The organism is Mycobacterium hippophais (genome assembly GCF_027529605.1).
Lineage (GTDB): Bacteria > Actinomycetota > Actinomycetes > Mycobacteriales > Mycobacteriaceae > Mycobacterium > Mycobacterium arseniciresistens.
The window spans coordinates 549512-566827 of the sequence record NZ_JAPZPY010000001.1 but is presented as its reverse complement, the minus strand read 5'-3'; the positions used below and the strand labels follow the sequence as shown (position 1 = coordinate 566827).

Annotated in this window: 14 protein-coding genes; 11 read left to right on the top strand and 3 right to left on the bottom strand. The window is 69.6% G+C overall.

Features of this window, described 5'->3' with window-relative positions; all coding sequences use genetic code 11:
* The first annotated feature begins 4 nt into the window (after positions 1 to 4).
* Both sucD and O6P37_RS02725 read left to right on the top strand, forming a co-directional pair.
* Complete coding sequence (gene sucD / locus O6P37_RS02730; RefSeq protein WP_269892610.1) at positions 5 to 907, top strand: succinate--CoA ligase subunit alpha; 903 nt, start codon at positions 5 to 7, stop codon at positions 905 to 907.
* Positions 908 to 1049: 142 nt separating this feature from the next.
* Positions 1050 to 2582: an acetyl-CoA acetyltransferase gene (locus tag O6P37_RS02725; RefSeq protein ID WP_269892609.1), complete on the top strand. Its 1533-nt coding sequence runs from the start codon at positions 1050 to 1052 to the stop codon at positions 2580 to 2582.
* Between the two features lie 79 nt (positions 2583 to 2661).
* Here the strand turns inward: O6P37_RS02725 and O6P37_RS02720 are convergent, their stop codons facing one another.
* Positions 2662 to 3510 carry an LLM class F420-dependent oxidoreductase gene (locus O6P37_RS02720; protein ID WP_269892608.1) on the bottom strand — a complete coding sequence of 283 codons (849 nt, stop codon included), beginning with the start codon at positions 3508 to 3510 and terminating at the stop codon, positions 2662 to 2664.
* 231 nt (positions 3511 to 3741) lie between these two features.
* Here O6P37_RS02720 and sfnG point away from each other — a divergent pair, with 231 nt between their 5' ends.
* The 5 genes from sfnG (at position 3742) to purH (ending at position 9573) form a co-directional block, all read left to right on the top strand.
* The gene (gene sfnG / locus O6P37_RS02715; protein ID WP_269892607.1) at positions 3742 to 4872 is read left to right on the top strand and encodes a dimethylsulfone monooxygenase SfnG; all 1131 of its coding nucleotides are present in this window, start codon (positions 3742 to 3744) and stop codon (positions 4870 to 4872) included.
* A 159-nt stretch (positions 4873 to 5031) separates the two neighbouring features.
* A complete protein-coding gene (locus O6P37_RS02710) occupies positions 5032 to 5898 on the top strand; it encodes a DUF5336 domain-containing protein (protein WP_269892606.1) in 867 nt (288 codons plus the stop codon).
* Positions 5899 to 5958: 60 nt separating this feature from the next.
* Positions 5959 to 7371: a cell division protein PerM gene (locus O6P37_RS02705; protein WP_269892605.1), complete on the top strand. Its 1413-nt coding sequence runs from the start codon at positions 5959 to 5961 to the stop codon at positions 7369 to 7371.
* Between the two features lie 10 nt (positions 7372 to 7381).
* Positions 7382 to 8011: a phosphoribosylglycinamide formyltransferase gene (gene purN / locus O6P37_RS02700; protein ID WP_269892604.1), complete on the top strand. Its 630-nt coding sequence runs from the start codon at positions 7382 to 7384 to the stop codon at positions 8009 to 8011.
* Positions 8008 to 9573 carry a bifunctional phosphoribosylaminoimidazolecarboxamide formyltransferase/IMP cyclohydrolase gene (gene purH, locus O6P37_RS02695; protein ID WP_269892603.1) on the top strand — a complete coding sequence of 522 codons (1566 nt, stop codon included), beginning with the start codon at positions 8008 to 8010 and terminating at the stop codon, positions 9571 to 9573. Before purN ends, purH begins: the two co-directional genes overlap by 4 nt.
* An 11-nt stretch (positions 9574 to 9584) precedes the next feature.
* Here purH and O6P37_RS02690 read toward each other — a convergent pair whose 3' ends face one another.
* Complete coding sequence (locus O6P37_RS02690; RefSeq protein WP_269892602.1) at positions 9585 to 11474, bottom strand: LpqN/LpqT family lipoprotein; 1890 nt, start codon at positions 11472 to 11474, stop codon at positions 9585 to 9587.
* Between the two features lie 152 nt (positions 11475 to 11626).
* On the opposite strand from O6P37_RS02690, the gene O6P37_RS02685 reads away from it, so the two are divergent.
* The 4 genes from O6P37_RS02685 to O6P37_RS02670 all read left to right on the top strand — a co-directional run bounded on the left by O6P37_RS02685 (position 11627) and on the right by O6P37_RS02670 (position 16812).
* On the top strand, positions 11627 to 13012 hold the full coding sequence (locus tag O6P37_RS02685) for an ATP-binding protein (RefSeq protein WP_269892601.1): 1386 nt from the start codon (positions 11627 to 11629) through the stop codon (positions 13010 to 13012).
* On the top strand, positions 13005 to 14984 hold the full coding sequence (locus O6P37_RS02680; RefSeq protein WP_269892600.1) for a vWA domain-containing protein: 1980 nt from the start codon (positions 13005 to 13007) through the stop codon (positions 14982 to 14984). Before O6P37_RS02685 ends, O6P37_RS02680 begins: the two co-directional genes overlap by 8 nt.
* 94 nt (positions 14985 to 15078) lie before the next feature.
* Positions 15079 to 16446 (top strand): HNH endonuclease signature motif containing protein, encoded by a 1368-nt coding sequence (locus tag O6P37_RS02675; protein WP_269892599.1) that lies wholly within the window; start codon positions 15079 to 15081, stop codon positions 16444 to 16446.
* Between the two features lie 42 nt (positions 16447 to 16488).
* Entirely contained in the window at positions 16489 to 16812 is a 324-nt protein-coding gene (locus tag O6P37_RS02670) for a hypothetical protein (protein ID WP_269892598.1), read from the top strand.
* Between the two features lie 15 nt (positions 16813 to 16827).
* Here O6P37_RS02670 and O6P37_RS02665 read toward each other — a convergent pair whose 3' ends face one another.
* Positions 16828 to 17286 (bottom strand): thiol-disulfide oxidoreductase DCC family protein, encoded by a 459-nt coding sequence (locus O6P37_RS02665; RefSeq protein WP_269892597.1) that lies wholly within the window; start codon positions 17284 to 17286, stop codon positions 16828 to 16830.
* Positions 17287 to 17316 lie beyond the last annotated feature (30 nt).

The following is a 17316-nucleotide window of genomic DNA, read 5'->3' as shown; positions in this document are numbered from 1 at the left end:
ACGGATGTCTATCTTCCTGAATAAGGACAGCAAGGTCATCGTCCAGGGCATCACCGGCGGTGAAGGCACCAAGCACACCAAGCTGATGCTCAAGGCCGGCACGCAGATCGTCGGCGGGGTGAACGCTCGCAAGGCGGGCACCACTGTCAAGCACGAAGACAAAGAAGGCAACGAGGTCGAGCTGCCGGTGTTCGGCAGTGTCGCCGAGGCGATGAAGGAGACCGGCGCCGACGTGTCGATCGCCTTCGTGCCGCCCTCGTTCTCGAAGGACGCGATCATCGAGGCCATCGACGCCGAGATCCCGCTGCTCGTCGTGATCACCGAGGGAATCCCGGTGCAGGACAGCGCCTATGCGTGGGCCTACAACGTCGAGAAGGGCGAGAAGACCCGCATCATCGGGCCGAACTGTCCCGGCATCATCACCCCCGGCGAGTCGCTGGTCGGCATCACGCCGAACAACATCACCGGCAAGGGCCCGATCGGCCTGGTGTCGAAGTCCGGCACGCTGACCTACCAGATGATGTACGAGCTGCGCGATCTCGGCTTCTCGACCGCGATCGGCATCGGCGGCGACCCCGTCATCGGCACCACCCACATCGACGCCATCGAGGCGTTCGAGAAGGACCCCGAGACGAAGGTCATCGTGATGATCGGCGAGATCGGCGGCGACGCCGAGGAGCGGGCCGCCGACTACATCAAGGAGAACGTCTCGAAGCCGGTCGTCGGCTACGTCGCGGGTTTCACCGCGCCGGAGGGCAAGACCATGGGCCACGCCGGCGCCATCGTGTCGGGCTCGTCGGGCACCGCCGCCGCCAAGCAGGAGGCGCTGGAGGCCGCGGGCGTGAAGGTCGGCAAGACGCCGTCGGAGACGGCCACGCTGGCTCGCGAGCTGCTCGAAAGCCTCTAGACAGCACGCCGAGACTGCGGTCAGATCGCGAATCCTCCGGGTTTCGCGCTCTGGCCGCAGTCTCGCGTTGGGAGGCGGCGGATTGGAACACGTTCCAGTTTTCGGTTAGCCTGACGAAGTAACGCTTCTCAGGAGGTCCGTAATGCCGGTTGATCCCCGCACGCCCGTCATCGTCGGCGTCGGCCAGTTCACCGAACGGATCGACGACCCGGACTACCGCGGACTGTCGGCGGTCGACCTCGCCACCGCCGCGGTGCGGGCGGCGCTGGCCGACACCGGCGCCTCAGCCGATGACGTGGCCGAGGCCATCGAGGTGTTCGTCGGGCTGCGCCAATTCGAGATCTGCACGCCGTTCGCCGACCCGCCGCTGGGCGCCTCGGACAACTATCTGCGCTCGGTCGCCCAACGCATCGGCGCCGACCCCGCGCGTGCGGTGCTCGAGCCGATCGGCGGCAACGGGCCGCAGAAGGTGATGACGGAGTTCGCCGGGGCGATCGCCGCGGGTGACATCGAGGTGGCGTTGATCGTCGGCTCCGAGCCTGGGTCGACGGCGAAGTACTACTTTGGGCGGGACGACAAGCCGGACTTCACCGAATACGTCGGCGGACAACTCGAAGACCGTGGCTACGGCTTCGAGCAGTACATGAGCGAATACACCGCGGGGCACGGACTGACGGGCGCACCCGTGCAGTACGGGCTGCTCGACAACGCGCGTCGCGCCCGGCTGGGGCTCGGCGTCGCCGAGTACCGCCGCGAGATGGCCGAATTGTTCTCGCCGTTCTCGAAAGTCGCTGCCAAGAACCCGTTCTCATCGTCCCCGGTGGAACGGTCGGTCGACGAGATCGTCACCGTCACCGACGAGAACCGGATGATCTGCGACCCGTATCCCCGGCTGCTGGTCGCTCGCGACACCGTGAACCAGGGGGCGGCGGCGCTGGTGATGTCGGTGGCCGCGGCACGCCGGCTCGGAGTGCCGCAGGAGAAGTGGGTGTACCTGCGTGGGCACGCCGACCAGACCGAGCAGGACCTACTGGACCGCCCCGACGTCAGCGTGAGCGTCTCCGCGGAACAGGCTGTCGCGGAAGCGCTCCGGGTTGCAGGCATCGGCATCGACGACGTGGCGACGTTCGACCTCTACAGCTGTTTCCCGTTCCCGGTGTTCGCCGTCTGTGACGCGTTCGGGCTCGCGCCGGACGATCCGCGGGGGTTGACGCTCACCGGCGGTCTGCCCTACTTCGGCGGGCCCGGCAACAGTTACTCGCTGCACGGCATCGCCGAGACTGTCGCCGAGATGCGGGGCAAGCCGGGCAGTTTCGGACTGGTCGGCGCGAACGGCGGTGTGATGAGCAAGTACTCGGTCGGTGTGTACTCCACCGAGCCCGCCGACTGGGCGCCGGATCGCAGCAGGGAGTTGCAGGCCGACATCGCCGCGCTACCCAAGCTGGCGGTCACCCGCAACGCCGACGGCCGCGGCACCATCGAGACGTACTCCGTGCGCTACGACTGGCCGGACACCACGGGCGTCATCATCGGCAGGCTGGACGCCGACGGCAGCCGGTTCATGGCGCTCACCACCGACGCGGACCTGGTGGCACTGATGACAGAAGGCGACCCGCTGGGGGCGGCGATCGTCCTGACGAACGACGGCACGACGAACGTCGCGACGCTGGCCTAGGCCCCCGTCGCTCGCGAACGTGAGCTTGTGTGCGAGATTCGACGGAATCTTCGAACACAAGCTCACGTTCGGCTGCGAGCTACACCAGTGCCGCGAGCTTCCCGGCCAGCCGCTCGACGTATCCCGCGACCTCGGCGTCGGACTTGTCCGGCAGCCCGAACAGCACCTCGGTGACGCCGATCTCGCGCCAGTGCGCCAGCTTGTCGGGGTCCGGCTTGAAGTCCAGCGCGACGATCTGCGGCGCGCCGTCGCGACCCGCCGCCGCCCAGGTGTCCTGCAACAGCTTGACCGGCTCGTCGATGTCGAAGTCGCGCGGCGTGGTGATCCAGCCGTCGGCGCTGCGGGCGATCCACTTGAAGTTCTTCTCGGTGCCTGCGGCGCCCACCAGAATCGGGATGTGCGACTGCACCGGCTTCGGCCACGCCCACGACGGCCCGAACTTGACGAATTCGCCGTCGTAGGCGGCTTCCTCCTCGGTCCACAACGCCCGCATCGCCTCGAGATACTCGCGCAGCATCGTGCGCCGGCGGCCGGGCGGAACGTTGTGATCGGCGAGTTCGTCGGTGTTCCAGCCGAATCCGACGCCGAGCGAGACCCGTCCGCCGGACAGGTGATCGAGCGTCGCGATCGACTTGGCGAGGGTGATCGGGTCGTGTTCCACCGGCAGCGCCACCGCTGTCGACAACCGCACCCGCGACGTCACCGCGCACGCCGTGCCCAGCGACACCCACGGGTCGAGCGTCCGCATGTAGCGGTCGTCGGGCAGCGACTCGTCGCCCGTCGTCGGATGCGCGGCCTCCCGCTTGATCGGGATGTGCGTGTGCTCGGGCACGTAGAACGTGCGGAATCCGTGGTCATCGGCGAGCTTGGCGGCCGTCGCGGGCGCGATGCCCCGGTCGCTGGTGAAGAGAACGAGCCCGTAGTCCATGCCGTGAATTAGAACGTGTTCTAGTCCCAAGGGCAAGGCCGTCGCGTGCGCAGAGGCGTAGCGCACTACGCATGACGCCGGCCGCCGCCCGCTACCGGGCGCTGACCGCACGGCACGGCACGCCGCTGTTGCTGCTCGACGGCGATCGTCGAGCACACGAGGCCGGCCACATAACTTCAGCCAGAGCGATACCCGCGACGGCCGTCGCTCCCGCTGCTGGGATGGCTGACCATGACGACAGAACGGATCGCCGACCACGTCAAGTTCGCCTACTGGGTGCCCAACGTCAGCGGCGGCCTGGTGACGAGCACCATCGAGCAGCGCACCGACTGGAACTACGAGTACAACAAGAAGCTCGCGCAGACCGCGGAGAACAACGGCTTCGAGTACGCGCTGAGCCAGGTCCGCTACGAGGCCAGCTACGGCGCCGAGTACCAGCACGAGTCCACCAGCTTCAGCCTCGCGCTGCTGCTGGCCACCGAGCGGCTGAAGGTGATCGCCGCCGTGCACCCGGGGCTGTGGCAGCCCGCGGTGCTCGCCAAACTCGGCGCCACCGTCGACCACCTGAGCAACGGCCGGTTCGCGGTCAACGTGGTGTCGGGCTGGTTCAAGGACGAGTTCACCCACCTCGGCGAACCGTGGCTCGAACACGACGAGCGCTACCGGCGCAGCGCGGAGTTCCTGCAGGTCCTGCGCAAGATCTGGACCGAGAACGACGTGGACTTCCGCGGCGACTTCTACCGGATTCACGACTTCACCCTCAAGCCGAAACCGCTCAACACCGCCGAGCGGCCCAATCCGGAGATCTTCCAGGGCGGCAACTCCACGGCCGCCCGCCGCAACGGCGGCCGCCACTCGGACTGGTACTTCTCCAACGGCAAGGACTTCGACGGCGTCACCGAGCAGCTCGTCGAGATGCGCGATCACGCCCGTGAGGCGAACCGCGAGGTGCGCTTCGGGCTGAACGGATTCATCATCGCCCGGGACTCGGAAAAAGAGGCGAAGGAAGTCCTGAGAGAGATCTTCGACAAGGCCAACCGCCCCGCGGTCGAGGGCTTCCGCGGCGCCGTGCAACAGGCCGGGAACTCGACCGGCGACAAGAAGGGCATGTGGGCCGACTCGAGCCTCGAGGACCTCGTGCAGTACAACGACGGTTTCCGCACCGGGCTGATCGGCACGCCCGAGCAGATCGCGGAACGCATTGCGGCATACCGCAAACGCGGGGTCGATCTGATCCTCGGCGGGTTCCTGCACTTCCAGGAGGAGATCGAGTACTTCGGCGCCCGGGTGCTGCCGCTGGTCCGGGAAATCGAGGACAGCGAAAGGGATTCGGCGGACGCGCCGGTGCTGGTGTCGGCCTGAGCGCACAACGGCCGCGGCTTCCGACCCGTCGTTGGCCGCACTCGCAGGTCGGTGCGCTAGCGTGGGGAACGAATCGCTCACGGTTGTCCGTGCCGGCCGGAGACCACCGCGTCTCCGTCGTGCACATCTTCCCGACGCCCGACCAGCACAGGAGAGGCCATGTCGTACCCACCCGGTAGCCCCGGATACCCGCCGTCCCAGCAGCCGACCAACCAGTTCAGCGCGCCGACGCAGCAGTTCGGCAAGGTGCCCGACGCCGCAGGTGACACCGCGGCAGGGCCGAACAAGCTGCCGTCCTACCTGCTCCTCGCCGCGGCGGTGCTCGGACTGCTGAGCTTCCTGCTCAATGCGTTCGCGCCCGTCTTCGAGGCCAACGTGCCCACCGAGTACGAGAACATCCCCGGCATCGGCGGGGAGTCCGGCACCACCGAGGGCATGACGCTGGCGGTGGCCGCGCTGCTGCTGGCCGGCCTCTTCGCCGCCGTCGCCACGCTGCCCAAGCAGCGCAACTACACCGCCCTGGTCGCGGTCGTCTCGGTGCTCGGATTCCTGCTGATCCTCACCAACATGTTCCAGAAGCCGGACAACGTGGACTACGGCTGGGCGTTGTGGCTGATCCTGATCTTCGCGCTGCTGCAGACCGGCGCCGCGATCGCAGCACTGCTGTTCGACTCGGGCATCGTCACCCCGCCGGCCCCGAAGCCGAAGTACGACCAGCAGCAGCAGCAGTTCGGCCAGTACGGCGCGCCGGGCGGCTACTACGGCGGCCCCCAGCAGCACCCCGGTCAGCAGCAACTGCCCCAGCAGCGGCCGGGCGGGTACCCCACGCAGTACGGCGGTGGCTACCCCGGTCAGCCCACCACCGGCGGCTTCCAGGCCGGCGGCCCCCAGGGCGGTTCGCAGAGCGGCCCGCCGACCCCGCCCACCGGGTTCCCCACCTACGGCCAGCCGCAGCAGCCGACCTCGCAGAATCCGGGTCAGCAGCAATCGCCGTCATCGCAGCAGTCCGGCCCCGCGCCGTCGTAAGCTGAGCCGCGCGTGCGTGAAGTACGCGCACGTCAGCCTGCGCGAGGAGCTGCCCCGCTAGTGGACAACCGGCCAGTCGCGACCCGCCAGGCGCGGGACCTGCTTCGGGTCGCGTTCGGGCCGTCCGTGGTGGCGCTCGTCGTCATCGCGGCGGTGACGCTGATCCAGCTGGTCATCGCCAACAGCGACATGACCGGCACGTTCGGCGCCATCGCCAGCATGTGGCTGGGGGTGCACGGCGTCCCGGTGTCGATCGGCGGCAGCGAACTGGGTGTGATGCCGCTGCTGCCGGTGCTGCTGATGACCTACGGCGCGATGCGCACCACCGCCGCCGCGATGACGCAGCGCGCGTCCTGGTTCGTCATCCGGTGGGTGGTCGCCTCGGCGCTGGGTGGGCCGCTGCTGATCGCCGCGATCGCCCTGGCGGTCGTGCACGACGCCTCCTCGGTGCTCACCGACCTGCAGACCCCGCACGCACTGCCGGCGTTCGGCGCGGTGCTGGCGGTGCATGCGATCGGGGCGGCGCTCGGGGTGGCGTCGCAGGTGGGTCGCCGCACGGTTAACGGCTCACCGCTGCCCAACTGGTTGCCCGACGCGTTCCGCGCCGCGACGGCCGGGGTGCTGACGCTGGTCGGCCTGTCGGGTGTGGTGACCGCCGGATCCCTGGTGGTGCACTGGGCGACGATGCACGACCTCTACGCCATCACCGACTCCGCGTTCGGCCAGTTCAGCCTCACGGTGCTGTCGGTGCTCTACGCACCGAACGTCTTCGTCGGCGCATCGGCGGTGGCCGTCGGGTCCAGCGCCCACATCGGGCTGGCGACCTTCAGTTCGTTCACGGTGCTCGGGGGTGACGTGCCCGCGCTGCCCGTGCTCGCCGCGGTGCCGACGCCGCCGCTGGGACCGGTGTGGGTGGCGTTGCTCATCGTCGCGGCTGCGGCGGCGGTCGCCGTCGGCCAGCAGTGCGCGCGCAGGCCGGTGCCGCTGGCCTCCGCGGCGGCGAAGCTGGTGGTCGCCTCGTTCGCGGCGGCGGTGACCATGGCGCTGCTCGGCCACGCCGGCGGGGGACGGCTCGGCAACTTCGGCGACGTCGGCGTCGACCAGGCCACCTTCGGCCCGGCGGTGTTCCTGTGGTTCGTCGGTATCGGCGGACTGACGGTGTCGATGGCCGGCGGAATCGCGCGCCGCCCGAGGCCGGCGAAGGTTCCGAAGCCCGTGCCTGCGGACGACGCGGCCGCAGTGGACGAGCCCGCGCCCGAGACGGAAGCGGACGCCGAGCCGGAGCCCGGCCCGGAACCCGACACCGAGGCCGAACCCGAGCCGCCGCCCGAGCCTGGTGAGCCCGTGGACGGTGAGCCCGCCGCCGCGGAACCCGGAGAACCCGTCGACCCGGAGGACCACTTCATCACCGACGACGACCTGACCGGCGACGAGGGTGCGTCCCGCGATCCGTCGCGCAGACCCGCCGACTAGGCTGCTGCGGGTGCAGCAACCGCTACGTGTGCCCCCGAGTGCACCTGCGCGGCTGGTCGTACTCGCCTCCGGCACCGGGTCGCTGCTCGCCTCGCTCCTCGACGCCGCGTCGGGCGACTATCCCGCCCGCGTGGTCGCCGTCGGCACGGACCGCGCGTGCGCAGCGCTCGACATCGCGGCCGAGGCCGGGGTGCCGTCGTACACCGTGCGTCTCGGCGACCACCCCGACCGGGACGCCTGGGATGGCGCGATCACCGAGGCCACCGCCGCGCACCAGCCCGACCTGGTGGTGTCGGCCGGGTTCATGAAGATCCTGGGCGCGCAGTTCCTCGGCCGGTTCCCCGGCCGCGTGGTCAACACGCACCCGGCGCTGCTGCCCGCGTTCCCGGGCGCGCACGCCGTACCCGAGTCGCTGGCCTACGGTGTCCGGGTCACCGGCTGCACGGTGCACCTCGTCGACGCCGGAATGGACACCGGGCCGATCCTCGCCCAGGAGCCCGTCGCGGTGCTCGACGGCGACGACGAGGCCACGCTGCATGAACGGATCAAGACAGTCGAGCGACGGCTGCTGGTGGATGTGTTGGCCGCGTTGGCGACTCGCGGCGTGACCTGGAGCGGACGAAAGGCGACCATAGGATGACCGAGGGACGCAGGCCGATTCGGCGCGCGCTGATCAGTGTCTACGACAAGAGCGGGCTCGGCGAGCTCGCGCGGGGCCTGCACGAGGCCGGCGTGGCCATCGTCTCCACCGGGTCGACCGCCAGAACCATTGCCGACAACGGGGTTCCGGTGACTCCGGTGGAGGACGTCACCGGATTCCCGGAGGTGCTCGACGGCAGGGTCAAGACCCTGCATCCGCACGTGCACGCCGGACTGCTGGCCGACACCCGCAAACCCGAACACGTCTCGGCCCTGGAGAAGCTCGGCATCGAGGCGTTCGACCTGGTGGTGGTGAACCTCTACCCGTTCAGCGAGACCGTCGACTCTGGCGCGTCGATGGACGAGTGCGTCGAGCAGATCGACATCGGCGGCCCGTCGATGGTGCGCGCCGCCGCGAAGAACCATCCCAGCGTGGCGGTCGCGGTCGACCCGCTCGGCTATGACGGTGTGCTGGCCGCGGTGCGTGCCGGCGGATTCACGCTCGCCGAGCGGAAGATCTTGGCCTCGTTGGCTTTCCGGCACACAGCGGAGTACGACGTCGCGGTGGCGTCGTGGATGGGATCGACACTGGCGCCCGAGGAGCCCGCACAGCGGCTGCCGGCCTGGGTGGGCGGCACGTGGCAGCGCACCGCGGTGCTGCGCTACGGCGAGAACCCGCATCAGCAGGCGGCGCTGTACCGCGACGCGACGGCGTGGCCGGGGCTCGCGCAGGCCGAGCAACTGCACGGCAAGGAGATGTCCTACAACAACTACACCGACGCCGACGCGGCGTGGCGTGCGGCGTTCGACCACGAGCAGATCTGCGTGGCGATCATCAAGCACGCCAACCCCTGCGGCATCGCGATCTCGTCGACGTCGGTCGCCGACGCCCACCGCAAGGCCCACGAGTGTGACCCGCTGTCGGCGTTCGGCGGCGTGATCGCGACGAACACCACGGTGAGCGTCGAGATGGCCGAGACCGTCGCCGACATCTTCACCGAGGTGATCATCGCGCCGGCCTACGAGCCCGGTGCGGTCGAGATCCTGCAGCGCAAGAAGAATATCCGCATCCTCGTCGCGTCCGAGCCGCAGCCCGGTGGCAACGAGTTCCGCCAGATCAGCGGCGGACTGCTGGTGCAGCAGCGGGACGCGCTCGACGCTGCAGGCGACGATCCGGCGAACTGGACGCTGGCCACCGGTGAACCCGCGGGGCCGGACACGCTGACCGACCTGGTGTTCGCCTGGCGCGCCTGCCGCGCGGTCAAGTCCAACGCGATCGTGGTCGCATCCCACGGCGCCACCGTCGGTGTCGGCATGGGGCAGGTCAACCGGGTCGATGCGGCGAAGCTCGCCGTGCAGCGCGGCGGCGATCGGGTGCGCGGCGCGGTGGCCGCCTCCGATGCGTTCTTCCCGTTCCCCGACGGGCTGGAGACGCTGGCCGAGGGCGGGGTGACGGCCGTGGTGCATCCGGGCGGGTCGGTGCGCGACGACGTCGTCACCGAGGCCGCCGCCAAGGCGGGCGTCACGCTGTATCTGACCGGGTCCCGGCACTTCGCGCACTGAGTGCGGCGTGGTTAGCGGCTGATCTTGGTCTGGGTGTCGATGGCGCCCATCACCTCGTCGAGCACCTGCCGCTGCGGTTCGGCGACGTCGGCGTTGATCTGCAGCACGAAGAGGCCGTTCGGCGACGGCACCAGGGCCGTGGTCTGCGCGATGTCGCGCCGCAACCCGTCGCGCAGGAACGTGCCGCGCACATGGACCGAGTCCAGTCCGTCGAGCTGTCCCTTGCGGCCGCCGCCGGACTCGTAGCCCGGCAGGTTCTTCAGCTCGTTGGGCGCGTACTCGAGCAGTCGCTGCGCGTCGACGTCGCCCTCCAGCTTGGACACCAGCAGCGTGACCGTCGGCGGCTCCGGATTGCCTGGCGTTTCACGGATGATCGCCGAGTACGCCCATGCCGGCCTGCGGGGACCCGCGTCGGACCAGCCGGGCGGTATCGGCATGGTGATCACCGGGGCCCCCGGCGTGGTGCGCTGGATGTTCGTCTCGTCGATCCGGTTCTCCCGGATGTAATCGGCGATGGTGAAGGCCCGGGCGTTCGACGGCGCCGACGGCTCTGCGGTGGACGTGCGGGTGGTGCTGGTCGTCGAGGTGTCGTCGGACGCGGTCGGCGGCGACGAGGGCGCCGGGTCCGAGCCGCCGAGACGGGTCAAGCCAAAGATGCCCGCGCCGATGAGGATCAGCACGGCGACGATGCCGCCGGCGATCAGTAGCGGGCGTCGCTTCCCTGGCGCCTTCGGACGCGCTGGCGGCGCGCCGAATCCGGCCGCGCGCGACGGTTCGTCTCGCGGCGGCGTCCACGGTGAGACGTACACCGGCGGTGCTGGGTGCTGGCCCTGGGACCGCGGCAGTGGCGGCCGGGCGTGCGGACCGGCCTGCGGCGGCACCGGCGGGCCGGGCGGGGCGCTGATCACCGGCGGCCCGGACGGTGTCGGCGTGACCTGCGGACGCGACTGCTGCGGGGGCGGCACGTAGGGCGGTGCCGCCTGCTTCTGCATCGCCGGGATCGGCTGCGCCGGCGGAGCGGGCGGCGGGACCGGCAGCACGGGCCTCGCCTCGGCCACCTTCTGATTGCCGGCCTCGGCCAGTGCGACCGCGAAGTCGTGACAGGTGTCGTATCTGGCCTCGGGGTCCTTCGCGAGCGCCTTGGCCATCACGGCGTCGAAGGCGGCCAGTTCGGGCTTCTTCTCGCCCAACTTGGGCGGCGGAGTGTTGAGGTGGTGGCTGATGACCACGGCCGGATTGGTGTGCGGGAACAGCAATGTGCCGGTGAACAGCCGGAATGCCGTTGCCGCCAGCGCGTACTGGTCGGCACGGCCGTCCATCGGCTTGCCCATCAACTGTTCGGGCGCCGTGTAGGACATCGAGCCGACGGTGATGTTGGTCGACGTCAGGCCGTTGACGTCGTCGGTGCGCCGGGCAATGCCGAAGTCGGTGAGCAGGATTCGGCGCTTGGCCCGCTCCGCGCTGGTGAGCAGGATGTTCGCCGGCTTGATGTCACGGTGCAAGAGCAGCCGCTGGTGGGCGTAGTCCAGCGCATCGGCGACCGCGGTGACGATCTCGACGACGTCGGTCGGCGGCATCCCGCTCGGGTGCCGGTCGACCAGGAGACGGGCCGCGTCGTAGCCGTCGACGAAGTCCATCGAGATCCACAGCCTGCCGTCGAACTCGCCGCGGTCGTGCAGGCCGACGATGTGCGGATGCCACAGCGTGGCGGCCAGGTCGGCCTCGCGCTGGAAGCGCTGGCGGAACTCGCCGTCGGCGCTGAATGATGCGGGCAGCACTTTGAGCGCGTCCTGACGGGGCAGTCGCGGATGCTGGGCCAGGTACACCTCGCCCATACCGCCGGAGCCCACCAATCGGACGATGGTGTAGCCCGCGAAGACTTGACCGCTTTCCAACGGCATGGCCGCAGACTACCGGCCGCGACCTTGATCGTCGGACCGAGTCGGCGGTCGGAGCGCACCGAACGGTTCCCCCGTACCTCTTACGGACGCGTGACGTTGCGTTCGCTGTGGGGGGAAGGAGTGCCGCCCGTCGCCGGCAGTCGTAGCGTGGAGTGGTGACCCAACCTTCTGATCTGCCCCGGACCGTCGGCGAGCTGCGTGCCTCCGGTCATCGCGAGCGGGGAGTCAAACAGGAAATCCGAGACAACCTGCTGGCCGCGCTGTCCGAGGGACGCGACTCGTGGCCCGGCATCCTGGGCTTCGAGGACACCGTGATCCCCCAGCTGGAACGCGCGTTGATCGCCGGCCACGACATCGTGCTGCTCGGCGAGCGCGGCCAGGGCAAGACCCGTCTGCTGCGCGCTCTCACCGGCCTGCTCGACGAGTGGACACCGGTCATCGCGGGCTCGGAGCTCAACGAGCATCCCTACACGCCGATCACGCCGGAGTCGATCCGACGGGCCGCCGATTCGGGCGATGACCTGCCGGTGGCCTGGCGGCACCGCAGCGAGCGGTACACCGAGAAGCTGGCCACCCCGGACACCAGCGTGGCCGACCTCGTCGGTGACATCGACCCGATCAAGGTGGCCGAGGGCCGCAGCCTGGGTGACCCGGAGACCATCGCCTACGGGCTGATCCCGCGGGCGCACCGCGGCATCGTCGCGGTCAACGAGCTGCCCGACCTCGCCGAGCGCATCCAGGTGTCGATGCTCAACGTGATGGAGGAGCGCGACATCCAGGTCCGCGGCTACACACTGCGGTTGCCGCTCGACGTGCTCGTGGTGGCCAGCGCCAACCCGGAGGACTACACGAACCGCGGGCGCATCATCACCCCGCTCAAGGACCGCTTCGGCGCCGAGATCCGCACGCACTACCCGCTGCAGCTCGACGCCGAGGTCGGTGTCATCAGCCAGGAGGCCGAGCTGGCCGCCGACGTGCCGGTGTACCTGCTGCAGGTGCTGGCCCGATTCGCGCGCAACCTGCGGGAGTCGAGTTCGATCGACCAGCGCTCCGGTGTGTCGGCGCGTTTCGCGATCGCTGCGGCGGAGACGGTCGCGGCCGCTGCGCGGCACCGCTCCGCGGTTCTGGGCGAGCAGGAGCCGGTGGCCCGGGTCTGCGACGTCGGCACGGTCATCGACGTGCTGCGCGGGAAGCTGGAATTCGAGTCCGGCGAGGAGGGCCGCGAGCAGGCGGTGCTCGAGCACCTGCTGCGCCGCGCCACCGCGGACACCGCGCAGCGGATGCTGGGTGGCATCGACGTGGGCCCGCTGGTGGCCGCGGTCGAGGAGGGTTCGCCGGTGACGACGGGTGAGCGGGTGTCGGCCAAGGACGTGCTGGCGGCGCTGCCGGATCTGCCGGTGATCGACGTGATCGCCGAGCGGCTGAACGCGCAGACCGACGGCGAACGCGCCGCCGCGATCGAGCTGGCGCTCGAGGCGCTGTACCTGGCCAAGCGGATCGACAAGGTGTCGGGAGAAGGCGAAACCGTCTATGGCTAGACGCGTCTCCCGTTACTCCTCGTACACGGGCGGGCCGGATCCGCTGGCCCCGCCCGTCGATCTGCGCGAGGCGCTCGCGCAGATCGGCGAGGACGTGATGGAGGGCAGCTCACCGCGGCGGGCGCTGTCGGAGCTGCTGCGGCGCGGTACCAAGGAGATGCGCGGCGCCGACCGGCTCGCGGCGGAGGCCAACCGGCGGCGGCGGGAACTGTTGCAGCGCAACAATCTCGACGGCACTCTCCAGGAGATCAAGAAGCTGCTCGACGAGGCGGTGCTGGCCGAGCGCAAGGAGCTGGCCCGGGCGCTCGATGACGACGCCCGGTTCGGCGAACTGCAGATGGAGGCGTTGTCGCCGTCGCCGGCCAAGGCCGTGCAGGAACTGGCCGAGTACGACTGGCGCTCCCCGGAGGCCCGGCAGAAGTACGAGCAGATCAAGGACCTGATGGGTCGGGAGATGCTCGACCAGCGTTTCGCGGGGATGAAGGAGGCGTTGGAGAACGCCACCGACGAGGACCGTCAGCGCGTCAACGACATGCTCGACGACCTGAACGACCTGCTGGACAAGCACACTCAGGGGAAGGACTCTCCCCAAGATTTTCAAGACTTCATGAACAAGCACGGCGAGTTCTTCCCGGAGAACCCGCGTGACATCGACGAACTGCTCGATTCGCTCGCCCAGCGTGCGGCCGCCGCGCAGCGGTTCCGCAACAGTCTGTCGCCCGACCAGCGGGCCGAACTGGATGCGCTGGCGCAGCAGGCCTTCGGGTCGCCGTCGCTGATGAATGCGCTCAACCGGCTCGACTCCCACCTGCAGGCCGCGCGACCGGGTGAGGACTGGTCGGGTTCTTCGGAGTTCTCCGGCGACAACCCCCTCGGGATGGGGGAGGGTGCGCAGGCACTGGCCGACATCGGCGAGCTCGAGCAGCTGGCCGAGCAGCTGTCGCAGAGCTATGCCGGCGCGTCGATGGACGACGTCGACCTCGACGCGCTGGCCCGCCATCTCGGTGACGACGCCGCCGTCGACGCCCGCACGCTCGCCGAACTGGAGCGCGCGCTGCTCAACCAGGGTTTCCTGGATCGCGGGTCCGACGGCCAATGGCGGCTGTCGCCCAAGGCGATGCGTCAGCTCGGACAGACTGCGCTACGCGATGTGGCGCAACAGCTTTCGGGACGGCACGGCGAGCGTGACACCCGGCGTGCGGGCGCGGCCGGTGAGCTGACGGGAGCCACGCGACCGTGGCAGTTCGGCGACACCGAGCCGTGGAACGTGACTCGGACGCTGACCAACGCCGTGCTGCGCAGCGCGGGCACTGGTGTGGTGGAACCGCCGCTGCGCATCACGGTGGAAGACGTCGAGATCTCCGAGACCGAGACCCGCACGCAGTCCGCGGTGGCGCTGCTGGTGGACACGTCCTTCTCGATGGTGATGGAGAACCGCTGGCTGCCGATGAAGCGCACGGCGTTGGCACTGAATCATCTGGTGAGCACGAGGTTCCGGTCCGATGCGCTGCAGATCATCGCGTTCGGCCGGTACGCCAGGACCGTCACCGCGGCCGAACTGACCGGCCTGGAAGGCGTTTACGAGCAGGGCACCAACCTGCACCACGCGCTTGCGCTGGCGTCGCGGCATCTGCGCCGGCATCCGAACGCGCAGCCGGTGGTGCTGGTGGTCACCGACGGTGAGCCGACGGCACACCTGGAGGATTTCCGCGACGGCCAGGGCGGCGGCGCCCAGGTGTTCTTCGACTATCCGCCGCATCCGCGCACGATCGCGCACACCGTGCGGGCGTTCGACGAGGTCGCACGCCTCGGCGCGCAGGTGACGATCTTCCGGCTGGGCAGCGATCCGGGCCTGGCACGGTTCATCGACCAGGTGGCGCGGCGGGTCGGCGGCCGGGTCGTGGTGCCCGATCTCGACGGTCTCGGCGCCGCGGTGGTCGGCGACTACCTGTCGTCCCGCCGCCGCAGGTAGCCCCTCCCACCCCCTCGGAACAACTTGCGCCACACGCGTTTCTGCTGTCACAAAGTCGGCTGATCTGTCGGGGGGTCGAACTAGTGTTCGATGTATGGACAGGGTGGATGTGGTCGCGGCGCTGCAGGCGTGGGACGATGCCCGCGCCTGGCTGGCCGCCCTGCCCCTGGACACGTTGACCGGCGCGGAGTTGGTGGCGATCTACGAGCACCGCCAGCACGGGCTGCGCCAGGAAGCCGCGCTCGATCACACCGTGCTGGCCACCCTGACGCAGCGGTTCACCGCCGCGGACTTCGGTGGCACCGGGCTGAAAGACGTGTTGGCGCAGCGGTTGCACCTCGACACCGCCGATGCGAAGAGACGCCTCGACGCTGCCGGCATGCTCGGACCCCGATGGACATTCACCGGTGAAGAACTACCCGCGCAGTGGGAGCACACGTCGGCCGCCTTGGCGAAAGGGCTGATCGATCCTGCGCACGTCGAGGTGATTCGCAAGTTCTTCACCAAGCTTCCGCCATGGGTCGACCAGGCGGCCCGCGCCGACGCCGAGCGTGACCTCGCGCGGTGGGCGCAGGGCATGTGCCCGGAGGATCTGCAACAACTCGCCGATCACCTGGTCGAGGTCATCGATCCCGACGGCGCCGAACCCGACCACGACACCCAACAAGCCAAACGCAGTCTGAAGATGGGTCGCCAGCGCCGCGACGGGATGACCCCGGTCCGTGGTGAGCTCGACCCCGAGACCGCTGCCATGCTCGACGTCGTGTTCGCCAAGCTGGCCGCCCCCGGGCAGAACCAGCCCGCCGACCCCGGCACCGCCGAGGCCAACAGCGCCGCGGCGTTCGGCGGTGACCCCCGCACCCGCGAGCAGCGCCAGCACGACGCGGTGAAGACCGCGCTACGCGATGTCGTCGGCTCCGGAACCTTGGGTCAGGTCAACGGCCTACCGGCCACCATCGTGGCCACCACCACCGTCGGCGACCTCGAAGCCGGCACCGGTTACGCCGACACCGCCGGCGGTACCCGGCTGCCGATCCGCGACCTCATCCGCATGGCCGGCCAGTCCCGGCACTACCTGGCCGTGTTCGACGACCACACCGAAGAAATCCTGTACTTCGGCCGCGCCCGGCGCTGCGCCACCACCGCTCAACGGCTGGCGCTGTTCGCCCGCGACAAAGGCTGCACCCGACCCGGCTGCACCGCCCCGGCCTACCAAACGCATGTCCACCACGCCCAACGAGACTGGTCCGAGGGCGGACGCACCGACATCGACGAACTCGCCCTGGCGTGCCAACCCGACAACAACCTCATCGAACAGACCGAATGGACCACCCGCCGACGCAACGGCCGCACCGAATGGATCCCCCCACCCACCCTCGACACCGGCCAACACCGCACCAACAACTACCACCACCCCCGCCGCCACCTCACCGACCGAGACGACGACGCAGAACCGGCATGACCGCCAGGATTCGGTCGACATGACCGGGCGTACGCTGCAGCCATGAGCAGAGCGGTTGTCCGGGGCGCTGCCGCGTCGGTGGCCATGACGGCGGCGGGTGTCGTTGCGGGCTACGGCTTCTGGATTGCGACGATGTTCGCGTTGATCCCGTTCCTGCTGTTCCTTATCTTCGGTGTCGCGCCGTTCGTCGCGTTGCTCTGCGCCGCCGCCATCGCGTGGTGCACGTCGCGGCGCCCATGTGCAGCGCCGAAATGGGCGCAGCGACACCGGCATGCGTTCTGGGTGGGCGCGATCGGCGTTCTCGTCGCTGTCTGCGTCGTCACGGTGACCGAGATGCCGGGCTATGTGCCGTTCTGGCCGGGATAGCGCCGCGGCAGATACTCAGTCGATGAAGCGCGCCCGTACCTCGGGGGCGGGAATCGGACAGGTGTCGTGCCTGCCGAAGACCCGGTAGCGGATCGAGGCGAACCAGTCGTAGAAGCGGTCGCGCGCGCCGGCGGGTACGGCCCGGCCGGCCAGGAACAGTTTCCACGGCCCGCCGAGGTAGTCGGCGACCCGTAGCATCCCGGCGGTTCGGACGGTGACGCGTTCGTCGGCGGTGCCCGGGTTCTCGACGAAGACCATTGAATCGACGTCGCGCAGTTCAGGATGCCGGGCTATCACGCCCTCGGCGAAGTCGCCCTGCAGCGGCGCGAACCGCATCGAGCCGTCCCTGTCGTGGCGCAGGATCGTCTGGATGCCGCGATTGCAGATTCCGCACACCCCGTCGTAGAGCAGCACGGGTGCGGGCCTCGCGGTCTCGGTGCTTTCGGCGGCCGCAGCGCGCAATCCGTCAGCCACTGTGAGCTCCTTCCGTCTCCTACAAGAAGG